The organism is Pseudoalteromonas sp. Scap06, assembly GCF_013394165.1.
In the GTDB taxonomy this organism is placed as follows: domain Bacteria; phylum Pseudomonadota; class Gammaproteobacteria; order Enterobacterales; family Alteromonadaceae; genus Pseudoalteromonas.
The window spans coordinates 1,174,950-1,191,901 of the sequence record NZ_CP041330.1; the positions used below are offsets into that span (position 1 = coordinate 1,174,950).

The 16,952-nt window shown below is 40.8% G+C and carries 15 protein-coding genes and 7 tRNA genes; 17 read left to right on the top strand and 5 right to left on the bottom strand.

Annotation, left to right across the window (positions count from 1 at the left end):
• The first annotated feature begins 130 nt into the window (after positions 1-130).
• From FLM47_RS05370 to FLM47_RS05385, 4 genes are all read left to right on the top strand, one after another.
• Positions 131-346 carry a TIGR02450 family Trp-rich protein gene (locus FLM47_RS05370; protein WP_010391412.1) on the top strand — a complete coding sequence of 72 codons (216 nt, stop codon included), beginning with the start codon at positions 131-133 and terminating at the stop codon, positions 344-346.
• Between the two features lie 537 nt (positions 347-883).
• Positions 884-1,096, top strand: coding sequence for a calmodulin (locus tag FLM47_RS05375; protein ID WP_178955600.1), 213 nt, complete (start codon positions 884-886; stop codon positions 1,094-1,096).
• Between the two features lie 155 nt (positions 1,097-1,251).
• Complete coding sequence (locus tag FLM47_RS05380; protein ID WP_178955602.1) at positions 1,252-1,464, top strand: calmodulin; 213 nt, start codon at positions 1,252-1,254, stop codon at positions 1,462-1,464.
• 69 nt (positions 1,465-1,533) lie between these two features.
• Positions 1,534-1,749 (top strand): EF-hand domain-containing protein, encoded by a 216-nt coding sequence (locus tag FLM47_RS05385; protein ID WP_178955604.1) that lies wholly within the window; start codon positions 1,534-1,536, stop codon positions 1,747-1,749.
• Between the two features lie 66 nt (positions 1,750-1,815).
• On the opposite strand, the gene FLM47_RS05390 is transcribed toward FLM47_RS05385, so the two are convergent.
• Positions 1,816-3,426 carry a M28 family metallopeptidase gene (locus FLM47_RS05390; RefSeq protein ID WP_178955606.1) on the bottom strand — a complete coding sequence of 537 codons (1,611 nt, stop codon included), beginning with the start codon at positions 3,424-3,426 and terminating at the stop codon, positions 1,816-1,818.
• A gap of 160 nt (positions 3,427-3,586) precedes the next feature.
• On the opposite strand from FLM47_RS05390, the gene FLM47_RS05395 reads away from it, so the two are divergent.
• Complete coding sequence (locus FLM47_RS05395) at positions 3,587-4,957, top strand: Gfo/Idh/MocA family protein (protein ID WP_178955607.1); 1,371 nt, start codon at positions 3,587-3,589, stop codon at positions 4,955-4,957.
• A gap of 68 nt (positions 4,958-5,025) precedes the next feature.
• Here FLM47_RS05395 and FLM47_RS05400 read toward each other — a convergent pair whose 3' ends face one another.
• A complete protein-coding gene (locus FLM47_RS05400) occupies positions 5,026-6,603 on the bottom strand; it encodes a LysM peptidoglycan-binding domain-containing protein (RefSeq protein WP_178955609.1) in 1,578 nt (525 codons plus the stop codon).
• Positions 6,604-6,756: 153 nt separating this feature from the next.
• The gene (gloB, locus tag FLM47_RS05405) at positions 6,757-7,530 is read right to left on the bottom strand and encodes a hydroxyacylglutathione hydrolase (RefSeq protein WP_178955611.1); all 774 of its coding nucleotides are present in this window, start codon (positions 7,528-7,530) and stop codon (positions 6,757-6,759) included.
• Between the two features lie 53 nt (positions 7,531-7,583).
• Here gloB and FLM47_RS05410 point away from each other — a divergent pair, with 53 nt between their 5' ends.
• Complete coding sequence (locus FLM47_RS05410; protein WP_138606196.1) at positions 7,584-8,345, top strand: class I SAM-dependent methyltransferase; 762 nt, start codon at positions 7,584-7,586, stop codon at positions 8,343-8,345.
• A 14-nt stretch (positions 8,346-8,359) separates the two neighbouring features.
• On the opposite strand, the gene rnhA is transcribed toward FLM47_RS05410, so the two are convergent.
• A complete protein-coding gene (rnhA, locus tag FLM47_RS05415) occupies positions 8,360-8,824 on the bottom strand; it encodes a ribonuclease HI (protein ID WP_138606194.1) in 465 nt (154 codons plus the stop codon).
• Positions 8,825-8,892: 68 nt separating this feature from the next.
• Here rnhA and dnaQ point away from each other — a divergent pair, with 68 nt between their 5' ends.
• The 11 genes from dnaQ to FLM47_RS05470 all read left to right on the top strand — a co-directional run bounded on the left by dnaQ (position 8,893) and on the right by FLM47_RS05470 (position 14,128).
• Positions 8,893-9,606 (top strand): DNA polymerase III subunit epsilon, encoded by a 714-nt coding sequence (gene dnaQ, locus FLM47_RS05420; RefSeq protein WP_010391424.1) that lies wholly within the window; start codon positions 8,893-8,895, stop codon positions 9,604-9,606.
• Positions 9,607-9,615: 9 nt separating this feature from the next.
• On the top strand, positions 9,616-10,986 hold the full coding sequence (locus FLM47_RS05425) for a TIGR03503 family protein (protein WP_178955613.1): 1,371 nt from the start codon (positions 9,616-9,618) through the stop codon (positions 10,984-10,986).
• Positions 10,987-11,084: 98 nt separating this feature from the next.
• A tRNA-Asp gene (locus FLM47_RS05430) sits at positions 11,085-11,161 on the top strand.
• Between the two features lie 27 nt (positions 11,162-11,188).
• Positions 11,189-11,265 (top strand) — tRNA-Asp (locus FLM47_RS05435).
• Between the two features lie 41 nt (positions 11,266-11,306).
• Positions 11,307-11,383 (top strand) — tRNA-Asp (locus FLM47_RS05440).
• Positions 11,384-11,512: 129 nt separating this feature from the next.
• Positions 11,513-11,589 (top strand) — tRNA-Asp (locus tag FLM47_RS05445).
• 38 nt (positions 11,590-11,627) lie between these two features.
• Positions 11,628-11,704: transfer RNA gene (locus FLM47_RS05450), tRNA-Asp, on the top strand.
• Positions 11,705-11,741: 37 nt separating this feature from the next.
• Positions 11,742-11,818 (top strand) — tRNA-Asp (locus tag FLM47_RS05455).
• A 53-nt stretch (positions 11,819-11,871) separates the two neighbouring features.
• A tRNA-Asp gene (locus tag FLM47_RS05460) sits at positions 11,872-11,948 on the top strand.
• A 477-nt stretch (positions 11,949-12,425) separates the two neighbouring features.
• Entirely contained in the window at positions 12,426-13,016 is a 591-nt protein-coding gene (locus FLM47_RS05465; protein WP_178955615.1) for an ATP-binding cassette domain-containing protein, read from the top strand.
• Positions 13,013-14,128: a DUF6136 family protein gene (locus FLM47_RS05470; protein ID WP_178955617.1), complete on the top strand. Its 1,116-nt coding sequence runs from the start codon at positions 13,013-13,015 to the stop codon at positions 14,126-14,128. Before FLM47_RS05465 ends, FLM47_RS05470 begins: the two co-directional genes overlap by 4 nt.
• Here the strand turns inward: FLM47_RS05470 and fadE are convergent, their stop codons facing one another.
• Positions 14,129-16,591: an acyl-CoA dehydrogenase FadE gene (gene fadE, locus FLM47_RS05475; protein ID WP_178955619.1), complete on the bottom strand. Its 2,463-nt coding sequence runs from the start codon at positions 16,589-16,591 to the stop codon at positions 14,129-14,131.
• Positions 16,592-16,952: the final 361 nt, after the last annotated feature.

Below are 16,952 nucleotides of genomic sequence, written 5' to 3' on the forward strand. Positions count from 1 at the left end.
TTCGCTTGATGTTGGAGAATATGCTTTTCATTGCTAAATACAAATGTTTAAAGGGAAGTTTTTGGTTTTTTAATAAAACTAAACGTATCCCTGATGCGTATTCTCAAGCAGAAGACATAAAAGGTGTAGTATGAATAAATTAAACCCTAAAAAACTGCTAAATAGTAAATGGACTGCCATCCCAGCTATTAATAAAGAAAAGCACTTTATTATTGTTGAGGTAGAATTTGATGAAGACGCTAATGTGATTGAATGTATCACTGAAGCGGTGATGTCAAAAAATCAATATCCTATTCAGTGGCGCGACTTAAAAGACGAACAAAGATGGCGCCAAGGCTGGAAGTGACCCCATATACTCATGCCCAAATAAGTGGGTATGAGTGATATCAAATTAGTATCCCGCACGAGACTCATTCCTTACTTTTAGTATTTATTCGCCATACGGCGACAAATCCTGCTTTTTCTCTCCCGGTTAAAAAAAATAATTTATATTTTTCTACAAATCAATTTAAGTTGTTTATTTTCAATTTGTTATCTATTTAATTTAACCTGTTTAATTTCGCGTTGTTAATTTGTTCAGTGGCGATTTATTCCTATAGCGGCTCAGTCTTGTTGTTTTGAGTTTAATTAGAGATAGATGTGTCTTTTTTAGATGATTTAAGTTGTTGAATTTTAATGGGTATTTTTTTAGTTAAAAGTAGCTGTTGCAAAAGAGCAACAAAATGTTGGGCATTTTTAAGTAAAAATCACATTTTTATTTTTAACTTATTGTTTATAAATAAAAAATTAAACATGGCATCGAAGTTGTAATACCTAAGCTGTATTTAGCAAAAAGTGATTAAGCTTAACGCTTAACCTTACAACCCAATGAAGGAATTACGTTATGACAACATTTAAATCAACACTGGTATTAATGGCACTTGCTTCTTCATCTGTGGCGTTTGCTGCAACAGATTTTGACACAATGGATGTGGATGGTAATGGCGCAATAAGCCAAGCTGAAGCATCAGTAGACGCTTCACTTATGAGTAAGTTTACTGAGCTTGATACGGATAAAAACGGCGAGCTTTCTAAAGCAGAATTTTCTAAGGCTTAAAAGGCCAATGCTCAACGCTATTACATATTCTGAGTTGCCAAAGACAACCTAAATAGGCAAGGGAGCCTATGAAAGAGAATAACTAGGATGTACGGTTGTAGCGTTGAGTTAATTAATTTATACCCAAACATTGCATACTTTGAAGGATTAATATTATGAAAAAATTACAGTCAACTCTTGTACTTATGGCACTTGCTTCTTCATCAGCAGTATTTGCCAGCACAGACTTTGAGACTCTTGATGTAGATGGTAGTGGCGCAATTAGCCAAGCTGAAGCCTCGGTTGCGGCCGAACTTATGGAGCAGTTTGCAGAGCTGGATGGTGATGGCAATGGTGAACTTTCTAAAGACGAATTTTCAGCATACTAACTTTCTAATTCCCTAAGGATCTTTGAAAAGGATTTCTTACCCACTTTTTTATTAAGCTAAGGATTTATTATGAAAACATTTACTAAAACGCTTGCTTTAATTGCACTTGCTTCGTCTTCTGCCGCTTTTGCTGCGGTTGACTTTGATTCTTTCGATACTGATGGCGACGGCGTTATTAGCCAGCCTGAAGCACAAACTAATTCGCAACTAGCTAAATTATTTGATGACTTAGATATTGACGGGAATGGCGAATTATCTAAGCAAGAATTTGCCAAAGTTCAGTAACAAACACGCACAATCTTTAACGATACAGATAAAAGCAGCCGAATAATTTCTCGGCTGCTTTTTTATTTACTTATCTTCTAAACGTTTGGTTTTAAAATCAGATTCATTTATCCACTTAGGCCAGTCGCCATTATTGGCAAGTTGACTGGCTATATCTATAACCAGCTCGATATCTTGTTTTGCACCAGCTAGTGACCATGTATCTGAATAGTCGTCGGCTTCTTTATGGTATTTATGACTGATGTAGTCAGGGTCGGTATCACCTAAGCTCATAAACAGTAAACTTGGCACGCCTTGTTTAGCGAGTGAGAAATGATCTGATCTAAAAAACAATCCATTTTGTGGGCGAGGATCCATTTTTACCACGCGTCCTTGTGCTTTAGCCGCGCTTGCTAAGTAATGCTCCATTTCGGATAAGTTGCTACCGTATTGCAAAATATAATCGGTTTCATCGAGCACGTTCATACCATCGATATTTAATAATCCGACCATTTTTTTAGTGGCAATCATATTCCCATTGGCAAATTCTTCTGAGCCGATTAGACCTGTTTCTTCGGCGGTAAAGTTAGCAAACAGGATTGAGCGCTTAAACGGCTTTTGCTGATGCATCTTGCTCATAATGCGAGCAATTTCAAGCGTTGCTGCAGTGCCTGAAGCATTATCGACTGCGCCATTATAAATTTTAGGTCCACTGTCGGTTTGTTTAGTACCAAAATGGTCCCAATGGGCACTAATAATAACGTATTCGTCAGGGGTTTCACTGCCTGTAATTTGTGCAACCACATTATGTGATTTAGCGTGTGACACTTCATTTTTAAATGCAAGGTTCGCCTTTAAGTTCAATTCCTTGGCTTGAAATTGCTTACTTAATGCGTGTTGCTTTAATTGTTGATAATTTAAGTTTGCCGATGCGAATACTTGTTCAGCCGCATTAAGTGTTAACCAGCCCATAACTGGCAGTTCAGATGCATTAAGGTTGTTGTCCATCAAGCTATACTTGGTGCCCGTGTTTGAGCTTTCAACCACGCCCCAAGGGTATGCGGCTGGGGCTGTTTCATGAACAATAAATACCGCTTTTGCACCTTGGCGCGCGGCTTCTTCATATTTATAAGTCCAGCGGCCATAGTAGGTCATGGCATTGCCTGTAAATAGTGTATCGTCTTGGGTGGCAAAGCCCGGATCGTTCACCAGCACAATAACGGTTTTATCGGTTACATCAACATTGGCATAGTCATTCCAGTTATATTCTGGCGCGTTAATCCCATAGCCAACAAACACAATATCGCTATTGCGTACATCAATAATCGGCTGTAACTGCTTTGTACGGGCGGTGAAGTCTTTACCTGCAGTAAAGCTAAGCTCTCCCATAGTTAATTGCATTTTTTGATCTGCAGTTAGCATGGCCATTTTAACTGGCTGTAAATATTTCCCTTGATACGCGCCAGACAACCCCATAGCTTGGTATTGCTCACTTAAATAACCAACGGTTTTAACTTCACCTAAGGTAAGTGGGCCGCGTCCTTCAAAGTCATCTGATGCTAAGGTTTTAATATGCTGCTTAAGATTGTTTAAACTAACGCCTGAGCTGTTTTCAAGAGATGAAGCTGGCGTTGTAGGCTCAGAGCAACCCGTTAGTGCACTAGCTAAAAAAAGTGCAGTGATTTTTATATAAGACATAACTACTTAAAATAATAATTTTTTCGACTATAACCCCAAGTAACCGTTAAATGCGAATTTTTATCTCTTTTAACCTTATTTTTATGTCGCTTACCTCTTCACCTATTTACCCGTTCATCGCCTTTAGGTAAGTTAAAACAATAACAAAAGGGATAAAGCAATGAAGCAATTTAATCGTCGAGACTTTTTAAAAGCAGCCAGTGTTGCCGCAGCTGCAGGTGTAGTGAGTGGTTGTGCATCAAGTGGAAGTGCTAATGCAAGCGCACCAAAACAGCAAGGGCGCAGCGTTATTGGTTTAGTCGCGCCTAAAATGGATGTGGTTAGAGTGGGCTTTATTGGTGTGGGTCAGCGCGGTTATGGACATGTAAAGCGCATGAGCCATATTGAAGGTGCGCAAATAGTCGCTATTTGTGACACGCACACTGAGGTGCTAGAGCGAGCTGCCAATTATTTAGTTGATAAAGGGATAGCTAAGCCGGCGTTATATACTGGCACTGAGCGGGCCTATCAACAAATGCTTGAACGACAAGACATAGATATAGTCATTATTTCTACTCCTTGGGCATGGCATGCACCTATGGCTATCGATACTATGAACAGCGCAAAACATGCTTTTGTTGAAGTGCCCTTGGCACTGACTGTTGACGAAATGTGGCAGATTGTAGATACCGCCGAACGTACTCAAAAAAATTGCATGATGATGGAAAATGTGAATTACGGTCGCGACGAGTTAATGGTATTAAACATGGTGCGCCAAGGTGTATTTGGGGAGCTGTTACATGGCGAAGCGGCCTATATTCATGAGCTTCGTTGGCAAATGAAAGAGCTTGAGCACAAAACAGGCTCATGGCGAACGCAATGGCATGCAAAACGTGATGGTAACTTATACCCGACCCATGGATTAGGCCCTGTATCGCAATATATGAATATAAACCGTGGCGATAGGTTTGATTTTTTAACCTCAATGAGCTCACCTTCGCTGGGTAGAAGTGCCTATGCACAACGTGAATTTGCAGCGGATCATTCCCGAAATCAGCTTAATTATATTGCCGGTGATATGAACACGACACTGATTAAAACTCTCAAGGGGCGCAGTATTATGGTACAGCACGATACAACAACCCCTCGGCCATACTCTCGACATAATTTAATCCAAGGGACGAATGGGGTGTTTGCCGGTTTCCCTAATCGTATTGCGCTTGAAAATGGCGGATCAACAAGCTTTCATGAGTGGGATTATGATATGAGCGCATGGTATGAGCAGTACGACCATCCCCTATGGATTAAAATGGGTGAAGAAGCACAGCGCAATGGCGGCCACGGGGGCATGGACTTTTTAATGTTTTGGCGAATGATTTATTGCCTAAGAAATGGCGAACCGCTGGATCAGGACGTTTACGATGGCGCAGCGTGGTCGGTTATTTCACCATTATCAGCCCAGTCTGTGAGTGAGCGTAGCCGTTCAATTGATATTCCCGACTTTACTCGTGGTGCATGGCAAACAGCAAAGCCTTTAAGCATTGTAAGCTAAGGTTTATAGCAGGCACAAAAAAAGAGCGCATGCGCTCTTTTTTATTTAACAGTTTATTACAGTAGGGATCAGCTACTTCTTACATCTACTTTTAATTTAAGCTTTTGTCCTGGCTGCAAATATTTTTGTCCGGCAAGGTTATTCCATTTAATAATATCGCTTACCGTTAAATTAAACTTAGACGCTATACGCGCTAAAGAATCGCCTCGGCGCACTTTGTAGGTAATAGTACGATTAGTATTACTCGTCGACTCTTTAGGCTGGCTAGCTGACTTATAAACTACCAATTTTTGATTTAAACGCAGTACTGCATTTTTTTTCAGCTTATTCCACTTAGCTAATTCACTCATCGTTACATCGTATTCGCGGCTAATATCCCATAGGGTATCGCCACTTTTTACCGTATGAGAAAGTTTAGTGCGTAAACTTTTATTAGCGGCCGCACGTACTTGCTGAGGTAAATGTTCACTGTTAATTTTACCATCAGTGAGTGGTACTAAAATTTGTTGACCCACACGAATTACGTTTGAGTTAAGCTTATTTAATGACTTAATTGCGCTGATACTAGTGGTAAATTTATCTGCAATCACCGACAAGCTATCGCCACGTTTAACCTTATATTGCTGCCAACGAAGACGGTTTTTAATCGCTGTAGCGGTAAGCTTTTCAGTGAATTGCTCTACTTTATCGGTAGGAAGTAATAAAAAGTGTGGGCCATCAGGATCGGTTGCCCAGCGGTTAAACCCTGGATTTAATCGATATAGTTCGGTAAGGGTCATATCGGCCATATCCGCAGCCAGTGCTAAATCTATTTGTGACTCAATATTAACCACTTCGACTACTTGTGCGTTAATTATTGGCTTCCACGACACTTTAAACTCATCTGCACGTTTTAATAAATCAGCTAAAGCTAATAATTTAGGCACGTAGGCGGTGGTTTCACGAGGTAAATCTAGTGACCAAAAGTCGGTAGGCAAATGCTTTTTACGATTCTTTTTTATCGCACGCAGCAAGCGGCCTTCACCTGAGTTATAGGCGGCAATTGCGTTCAGCCAATCACCTTCAAGGGTTTTGTGTAAGTATGAGAGATAATCAAGTGCAGCGCGAGTAGACTGCACAATATCGCGACGACCGTCATACCACCAGTTTTGTTTTAAATCGAAACGCTCGCCGGTTGCGGGCATAAACTGCCAAATACCCGATGCAGTACGGTGCGAATAGCCATAAGGGTCGAACGCACTTTCTACAATGGGTAAAAGTGCAATTTCGATGGGCATTTCACGCTTTTCAATTTCTTCAACAATAAAATGTAAATACGGCTCAGCACGTTTAGAAATGCGATCTAGGTATGCCTGATGACGTGCATAATAATTACGCTCAGCGACCACTGGGCGATTTTGTGGAATATCAATAGATAATTGGTAACGAATACGCTCCCAAACATCGTCAAACACAGGGGCTTCTTCTTCAATATCATTTACTTGTTGATATTGCGCATTAATCATTAATGCAGTGCTAATATCATTTGGGCTGGCGCCTTCAAGTTGGTTTTGAACTTGATTTTGTGAATCTGTGTCTAATGTTGTCAATGTTTGACAACCGCTTAGCGTCATCGCTAAAACCAATAAAAGAGGAGATTTATTCATAAATACCAATACATAGGGTAAAAAACTCGGCGAATACTACTCATTATGAGCCAACATTGCCACTTGTCATCGTTAAAAATCCAAACAAATATAATTAGAAAGTGTTAACTTATTGTTATTTAAAATGAACAGTTAATTATTTTTGTTACTGGCTTAAAAATTATCTTTGAACATCCTCAGACTAGCAAAGTTTTCCCAAGGTTCATTGTTTTTTGTAACTAAACAATACTCTTTTGGTAATGACTTTGTAATATCGGGCAAATTACTACGCATAAAAGGGTTAACTTTAAGCTCTTGGCCTATGGTGCTTGGCAAGCTTATTTCATCATTTTTTCGCAATTCATCTACTTTCTGGCTGTAAGCGAGTAATTCGGGGTTTCGTGGCTCAACCGCTTTTGCAAAGGCCAAGTTTGCTTGGGTGTATTCGTGGGTGCAATATACTTTGCAATCACTTGGCAATGCTCGCAACTTATTAAATGAATGCCACATTTGCTCTGGGCTGCCTTCAAATAAGCGCCCACAACCACCACTAAATAGGGTGTCGCCAGTAAAGGCCAGTGCATCATTAATATAACAAATATGGTCTAGGGTGTGCCCAGGGGTGGCTATAATTTCAAATGGAATGTTTAAAACGCTAATTGTATCACCTTCATTTAAAGGCGTTGTTATTCCCTCAAATGGGCTATTACTTGGGCCGTAAACTGTGATGTTAGGGTACTGCTTTACTAATTGAGCTACGCCATCGGTATGATCATAATGATGATGGGTAATTAAAATACCGCCAAGGGTTAAGTTATGCTGTGCTAAATGCTCTAAAACTGGCGCTGATTGCCCAGGATCAACCACCCACGCTTGGTTATTCTGCTCGGTGGTTAAGCACCAAATGTAGTTATCAGAAAAGGCTTTAATTGCTTTGACTTGCACCATGTATCGTTGCTCTATAAAGTGGTATTTAATTAATATTATAACGAGCTTATATAATGAAACCAGCCCTTAGTTTTCAAGAAGGTCCCAAACCGTTGTCCTGGCAGCAGTTTCCGCATGGTGATTATTTACGTTGTGATATAGAACGCAAATTGTCGCCGTGGTTACCGCGTATGTTTGGCTATCATATGCTTAAATTAGGTAATTTAAGTGCTGAGCTAGATACAAGCAAAAGCTCCATTAAGCATCAAGTATGCGTTGCAGAGCCTGGCCCATACACGGGGGTGGTTGCCGATATAGACGAACTGCCTTTTTATGAGCACTCTATAGATGCTTGCATTATGAGCCATTGTTTAGAATATCACTCAGATCCACATCATATTTTACGTGAGGCTCATCGAACCCTTATTCCAGGCGGTTATATCGCCATTACGGGTTTTAATCCGTTTAGCTTTTGTGGGTTAGCGCAGTTACTGCCGTTTAGCCGTCAAAAATTACCGTGGACAGGCCGATTTTTCACACCAGCACGGGTTAAAGATTGGCTAAATTTACTTGGATTTGAAATTGTGGCCGATGAGCGCTTTATTTATTCGTCGTTGGCACGCGGTAATCGCTTATCGCGGTTCGCATTTTGGCGCAGCTTTACCAAGCAATATTTAAAACCTATGGGGAGTGTGTATATGCTGGTGGCACGAAAGCGTGTTGCGCCACTTACGCCAATAAAACCTAAGTGGCATGCTCGCCCACAATTTGCCCCAATAAAAGGGGTAGGGCTTAGGCAAACCTCAAAACAGCATTATCAACAAAATAAAAAATAGCATGATGTAGAGGGTTACGGTTGGTAACCTTCATCATCGAGTAAATTGTTGCTGCTGGCTGCATCACGAGCAAGGTCGTCAACAATTTCGTTATATTTGTGGCCACTGTGGCCTTTTACCCATTTCCAGGTAACGTTGTGCTCGGCACAGGCTTTGTCGAGACGTTTCCATAAATCGACATTTTTAACCGGTTTTTTAGCAGAGGTTTGCCAACCGCGTTTTTTCCAATTGGTGATCCAAGACTCAATACCCTGCTTAACATATTGGCTATCGGTAGTCAGGGTTACAGGGCAGGCACGATTAAGAGATTCTAGCGCCACAATGGCTGCCAGCATTTCCATACGGTTGTTGGTTGTAAGCTTATAACCTTGGCTTAATTTTTTTTCATGGGCTTCATAAATCATAAAAATACCATAACCACCGGGGCCTGGATTACCTAAACACGAACCATCGGTGTAAATCTCTACGGTTTTTTGCACTGTTTTACCTTGATATTATGTACAATAAAGTGATTATAGAAAGATACCAGAGTCAGGCTTAATTCGATATGGCACGCAGACAAATAGTTTTAGATACAGAAACCACCGGCATCGACCCTAAACAAGGGCACCGTATCATCGAGATCGGCTGTGTGGAGCTTATGAATCGCCGGTTAACCGGCAATAATTTTCACGTTTACATTAATCCGCAGCGCAGCATTGAAGAAGAAGCAATCGATGTTCACGGTATTACTAATGAATTTTTACGCGATAAACCGCTTTATCGTGATATTGCCCAAGAGTTTTTTGACTATATTAAAGGGGCTGAGTTAGTCATTCATAATGCGCCGTTCGATATTGGCCATATGGATAATGAATTTGCGTTATTAAATCAAGGCTATCAAAACACCCATAGTTTTTGTGGTGTGCTTGATACCCTTAAAATGGCGCGTGACTTGCATCCAGGGCAAAAGAACAACCTAGATGCACTTTGTCGCCGCTACGATGTTGATAACACTAAGCGGACGTTACACGGCGCCTTACTGGATTCTGAAATTTTAGCCGATGTTTACCTGGCAATGACCGGGGGGCAAGTAAAGCTAAACCTAAATCAAAACAAAGATGACTCAAGTGAAGATCAAAAAGGCGGTATTAGACGCCTAAGTAGCGACAGAGCACCTTTGGTAGTTATAGCAGCTAACGATGCAGAGCAAAGCGCACATCAAACGCGTTTAGACATTGTACAAAAGGAGGGCGGCCATTGTTTATGGCGCGCTGAATAGGGCATTATTATGAAAACGCTATTAGTAGTTTCACTGCTTTTAATTGCCGTGTGTTTCCACCCCGATGCACACAGTGTAAAGCAAGTTGAAGAGTTAAAAGGCAGCGGTAAACAAAATGAAATCCCGTTACTGGATAACCGTTTTCGTGTTGATGACAAAATTGATGAAATAAAATTAATATTTTTTAGACGCCCAGGATCGCCTGCCGTAATTTTAGTAAGACCCGATGGTACTAAATACTTTGCAACCAATGCGGTGAGAAACACTAGTCTTGATTGGTACGATGAATTAAATTATGACTTAGTGGTTATTCGCAATCCCATGCCTGGGCCGTGGCAAGTTATTGGCCAAATAATGCCAGAAAGCCGCATTGTTGTTATTGGTGAGTTATCGCTAAAAGTAGACCCACTGCCTAAAATTCTGTTTCAGGGTGAAACTGTAAAGGTAACTGGTGAGATTTTAAATGATGGCGAGCCGATTCGCGCCAACCTATTTAAAGATGCGGTATCGCTTAATGTAAGCTTTGTGAGCACCAATAATGAAAACTTTGAAAACTTTGGTGCAGGCATACAGCAAGTAACTGAATTCAAAGATGATGGCTACGGGTTCGATGAAAGCGCTAAAGACGGTGTCTTTACCGGTGAGTTTACCTTAAATTTCACACCTGGCGAGTGGCGCCCTGAGCTTTATATTACCACTGATGTATTAGAGAGGCGGGTGGTTCAAGAACCTATTGTTGTGCATGAGCCGCCTTTTAGCTTCACCTCCATTGAAGCAACTGAGGAGGGGGAAGATCACCGTATTACCATCAATATTGATGATAAGCTTTTAAAACCTGAAACGGTGATCATGCAAGGTAAAATTTATTACCCCAATGGCGAAGAGCAGGTATTTTACTTAGATAGCAACAGCACCACAGCAAGAGAGCTGGCTTTACAAGATTATGGTTGGGGACGCTACAATATTGAAATCTCTGTTTTTGGCTCAACAATCAATGACCGAGAGTTTATGGCTACATTGCCAACCTATTTATTTGAAATAGAAAGACCGATTGAAGTGATTCCAGAAATTCCAGTTGCCAGTGTTAGCGAACCAGAAATTATTCCTGTGCCAGTTGTAAAACCAAAAGTAATGGCCACGGGATTAATGATTAGTTTAATTGTTGGTGGAAATTTGGCCATTTTATTTATAGGTTGGTTATGTATTCGTGTTTTTGTGCAGAACAAACCATTAAAACTTAAATTGAATTTAGCTTTTTTAAATAAAAAGAAAGCTGTTGAGTCAAAAAAAGCTGAACAGCAAAAATCAGATGAACCAGAAAGTAGCTCAAAAAATGATAAATCAGGTGGAATTTTAAACCTTTCGATGTCAGATGACTAAAAAACCTGTAAAAAAACAAAAAAGCCCTTGACGAAGCAGGGGCTGGTTCGTATTATTCACGCCGCTGTCAGGGGAGACTCAGACAGAAACGAAAATGCGGAGTGGTAGTTCAGTTGGTTAGAATACCGGCCTGTCACGCCGGGGGTCGCGGGTTCGAGTCCCGTCCACTCCGCCAATTTTCGACAATTTGTAAGTATGCGCTGGAGTGGTAGTTCAGTTGGTTAGAATACCGGCCTGTCACGCCGGGGGTCGCGGGTTCGAGTCCCGTCCACTCCGCCAACACTTACACAACATATGGTTGTAAAACATATTCTTATTATGGAGTGGTAGTTCAGTTGGTTAGAATACCGGCCTGTCACGCCGGGGGTCGCGGGTTCGAGTCCCGTCCACTCCGCCAATAAGAAAAAATAACAGTTTAAATACGCGCTGGAGTGGTAGTTCAGTTGGTTAGAATACCTGTCTCTTATACACAGCCTTATCGTCGGCAGCGTCAGATGTGTATAAGAGACAGGTTTAAATACGCGCTGGAGTGGTAGTTCAGTTGGTTAGAATACCGGCCTGTCACGCCGGGGGTCGCGGGTTCGAGTCCCGTCCACTCCGCCAACTATTTAAACACTGTTATATTACAAAATTTGTATGCTGGAGTGGTAGTTCAGTTGGTTAGAATACCGGCCTGTCACGCCGGGGGTCGCGGGTTCGAGTCCCGTCCACTCCGCCAACAAATTAAGTAATGACAAGTAAAAAGATATCTCTGCGGAGTGGTAGTTCAGTTGGTTAGAATACCGGCCTGTCACGCCGGGGGTCGCGGGTTCGAGTCCCGTCCACTCCGCCATTTGATATCGTAACAAAATTAGTAAGTGCATTACCCCATGCACATACCACTGCGGAGTGGTAGTTCAGTTGGTTAGAATACCGGCCTGTCACGCCGGGGGTCGCGGGTTCGAGTCCCGTCCACTCCGCCACTTGTTATTTCCTCAATAACAAGTTAAAAAATACTTCCCTAATTAATAACAGCTAATATATTTTCTATCAGCTATCAGCTATCAGCTATCAGCTATCAGCTATCAGTCACAATTAACAAGTCAGCCTTGATAGGCTTGAGTTAAAAAAAACCTAGTTTAATTTTTAGTTTAGTTCAAAGCTTTACGTGTTATCAAAATTCAAATTATCTTTTAAAACAGTTCTTATTGTCCTTAGGCTAAGTCATAACGCCGCAGATGTAAAAAGCTTATCTTTATAGTGAACTATTAGGGTGAATCGCTGTTGATGATACAAACGGTTTCAGAGCTTCTGATGCTGTTTCAACTTGCTATAAAAGGTTTGTCGCTATTAGAAAATGACGCTACTTTATCGTTATTGTTTTTTAAAGCTGTTGGGGTGGGTTTTGTTTATTATAAAAGTTTATTTATAATATAAAGCTGATCTAAAAAGGATATTTTATGATTGAAGTGATTGGCTTAAATAAGCAGTTTGCCGCCAACGTTGTATACCATGATTACAATAAGGTGTTTAGCAGCCAAAAAGTGTGTATTGATACACCTAACGGCCAAGGCAAAACCACGTTACTTATGATGCTAGCGGGGCTTGAAAAGCCGCAAAGTGGCACATTTTTATTTGCAGGGGAAACACTTAAAGAACTAGATAAACAGGTCGCTATTGCTACTGATCGTATTGCTTTACCAGATTTTTTAACTGCCAATCAAATTATACATTTATCTGTTAGTACACTCGGTTGCCCATGGCCTAATGCAATGGTTAGTGGTTTTAATTTTGGCGAATTTCTTAATACGCGTTTTGATGCATTATCCTCAGGCAATCAAAAAAAGTGCCAGTTAATTTTAGCATTAATGCGCAAGGCACCTTATCTATTACTTGATGAGCCGAGCGCAGCCCTTGATCAGGCAAGCATCCAATATCTTCTTTCCTTACTTGACACTTACTTAGCAGATAAACTAAACGGGCAAATTATTATTACTTGTCACGAACCTACTGTGTTTGTTGAACATGGCTTTGAGCGCATATCGTTATGAATATTGCACCAAGTAAACACCCATTAGCTCAATATAGAGTGTTTATGGGTTACCGGTATTTAGCTTATAACCAAGAGCTTAAGCAATTATTATTACAACTGAAAAGTTTTGGGTTGTTATTTTTAGTGGTGTTAGGCTCATCGATGTTGGGTTTGATATTGCTACTTTTTTTAGGTCTCGGAAAAATTATAGACAGTAGCGCAGCACCACAATACGGTGCACAAATGGCCTTATTTTATTTGTTATTACAAAGTGTGATGTTCAGCGCAATGAAGTCAGCAATTAAAAATAGTCAGCAGCGGCTATTCCAGCAAACTATTGCGCGATCAGTGTGGTTATATTTAGTTGATATTAAATTATTAACGCTAAGCAATGCTTGGTTAATAGCCAGTGTATTAATTGCGCTAGATTTAACGCTATCACAATGGGTTAAAGTACCGCACTTTGTTGTATTTATGTTGTTGCAATTTAGCTTGGGCGTTTTGTGCATATACAAACCCAGCGCACTGATATATGGCTTTATATTTAGCACGATATTAGTGTGTGTTCCTATTTATATGCAACCGCTCACCTATCATATAGGCTTTGCTTTACTGTTTACGCTGAGTCTTTTTGTTCCCGTGGTTAATGTTAACGGGCGAATTGCAGTAAGTTCAATATTTGGTTTTTGGTTTTGTTATTTACTAAACCATAGCTGGGTACTTGTTTGGCGCGTGTCGCTACTTTTATGTATATTTATGGCATCAGCGGCACTAATAAACGAACGTGCTGATTTGGTACCTATACTCGTAGTGTTGACCATGGCTTTTATTGTGCTCTTTAGTAGCTCTTTGCAATTTGATTGCGGTAAAGTTCACGAGCAGTATCGATTGTTTTTTAAAACATGCCAGCGAGAACTTGCCTTTTATATTAGCCAGTTTTTACCTAGCCTATTGCTGTTTTTAGTAGCAACGATAAGTTATAGCGTTATTTTTGGTCACATTCATATTGCATTATTTTTTATTGGTAATATGTGGTGTGTAATACAGGTTTACTTTGCGCAAAAAAAACCAGCGCATTATGCGCTGGTTTGGCTAATTTTAGCAGGGTTAATGCTAGCTTTACTAAATTAGTTAAGCTGCATCTGCCTTTTTAGCTTTAGCTTTGCTATTACGCGCTGCTTTGCCGGCAAGTAAATCTGCAGGGTCAAAGTCATCAACGTTAATCACGTCTAGACGATCTTTTTCAACTGCAGCAAGCTTATCGGCTTCTGCTTGGCTTAAAATACCCGCTTCTAAACCCATTTGCGCCACTTTATCAAGCTGGAAGAATGGCAGCTTTACGCCTTTCTCCTTACATACACGCTCAAACAATGGCTCTACTTCTAGAACGTCTTTAAGCGTTTGCTCTTGACGGCCTACAAGGTTAAGCGGTTCGTTTGTAAGGTATACATAGCTTGCTAAACGATTACGTGTTTCGCTAGGAACTTGTAACAACTGCGCTAGTTTGTGCTCAAGTTTGTCGGTAGGTTTACGAACCGGACGACCAAACGGGAATAACAATACTTTTAAAACACCACGTAGTGGAGCCGACGGCATATTATTGATTAAATCAGCAAGTGCACGCTGGCAGTGGTAAAGGTGATCCTGACAGCTCCATTGAACCAATGCAAAATCTTCTTTTTTACGGCCTTCGTCGTTGTAACGTTTTAGCGTTGCAGATACTAAGTAAAGGTAACTTAATAAGTCGCCTAAACGGGCTGAAATACGTTCTTTACGTTTAAGAGAACCACCAAATACCGCCATGCTAATGTCTGACATAAGTGCAAGTGATGCACTAAAGCGAGACGCAATACGGTAAAACTCTGCCGTTTCGTCTTTGTATGGCACGCTAGTAAAGCGAGCGCCAGTAAGCGCAAGCCACTTAGTACGTACTAAGTTAGACATGGTAAAGCCAATGTGACCCATTAGCGCTTTGTCAAATACGTTAAGCGCTTCTTCGCGGTCTTCAATTTCACACGCACCTAGCTCGGTAAGTACAAATGGATGACAACGAATTGCACCTTGACCATAAATAATCATATTACGGGTCAAGATGTTTGCACCTTCAACGGTAATGGCAATTGGTGCACCTTGATAGCCACGACCCAAATAGTTATTTGGCCCAAGCATGATCCCTTTACCGCCTAGCACGTCCATTGCATGAATGGTTGAATCGCGCATTTGCTCGGTAAGGTGGTACTTAATAATCGCCGACACAACTGATGGCTTTTCGCCTAAATCAACTGCGCCAGTAGACATGCTTACTGCAGCGTCTGAGCTGTAAGCATAACCAGCAAGTTTAGCCATTGATTCTTCAACCCCTTCCATTTTACCAATAGGTAAGCGGAATTGACGACGAATACGGCTATAAGCACCGGTTGCTACTGCAATCATTTTAATGCCACCGGCTGAATTTGACGGCAACGTAATAGCACGACCAACCGATAAACATTCAACTAGCATACGCCAGCCTTGACCAGCCATTTCTGGGCCGCCAATAATGTAATCAAGTGGGACGAAAATATCTTTACCGCGAGTAGGGCCGTTTTGGAACGGCACATTAAGCGGGAAGTGACGACGACCAATTTCTACCCCAGGGGTATCTGTTGGGATAAGTGCACAGGTAATACCTGGCTCTTTAACGTCGCTTAATAATCCATCTGGATCTTGTAACTTAAATGCTAGACCAAGTACCGTAGCTACAGGCGCAAGTGTTATGTAACGTTTGTTCCATGTAAGGCTTACACCAACTACTTCTTCGCCATTCCATTGCCCTTTACAGACTACACCGTAGTCTGGAATTGAGCTTGCATCAGAACCCGCCTCTGGCGAGGTAAGTGCAAAACATGGAATTTCTTGACCGCTTGCTAAACGCGGTAAGTAATGATTTTTTTGGTCTTCAGTACCATAGTGCTGTAATAGCTCACCTGGACCTAACGAGTTAGGTACACCAACAATTGACGAAAGCAATGTTGATTTACTGGTTAGTTTTTGCAGTACACACGATTGTGCAAATGCAGAGAATTCTAAGCCGCCGTATTCCTTTTTAATGATCATGGCAAAGAACTTGTTATCTTTTAGATATTGCCATACATCCTGAGGTAAATCAGTCAGCTCATGCGTAGCTTCCCAATCATCAAGCATACTACATACAACTTCAACAGGGCCGTCGATAAATGCCTGCTCTTCAATAGTAAGTTTTGGAACTGGATACTGGTGAAGCTTTTTCCAATCTGGATTACCACAAAATAAATCCGCTTCCCACCACGTAGTACCGGCATCAATAGCTGACTTTTCGGTGTCAGACATGCTCGGTGTTACTTTTTTAAAGATGGTGAAAATAGGTTTGATAATGTATTGCTGGCGAATACCAGTAACAGAAAGAGGCACTGCGATGATTAAAAAGATCACCCAGCTAATTAAACCAAAAGCACCAGCAAAGGTACCAATTAATAATGTTGCGGTAGAAACACCAAGTGCTGTGTTCCAACTCGCTCTGTGGTAAAGCGCAATGCTGAGCAGTGCGATTAAACCAAGTGTAAATATGAGTGTCATTGCTAATTCCTTAATAGAGGTCAGACCACCTCGTTTAGAGTAGCGCTAGTAACGCTAAGTTTCAAGTACATTACTTAGATTAAAGTGTAGTTATCGGTACGATTATTACAATCCGTTGTATGTTATACGAACAGTTTGACAGTAATCGTTTATTTTGGCTTGTTATAAAAAATATAAGCGTTAAAAAATCACTTAATCTAATAGTAATATAAGTTTAATTAAGTAAATATACTTATGATGTTCAGTGTACGCTTATTAAAAATAGAACGATATTAATTGATATCGTTCACGACACCATTTACCGCCGTTTTTGTGTGTTATAAACAATCAAAGTGTTGTGCTTAAGCTGTGAAGGAGCTAA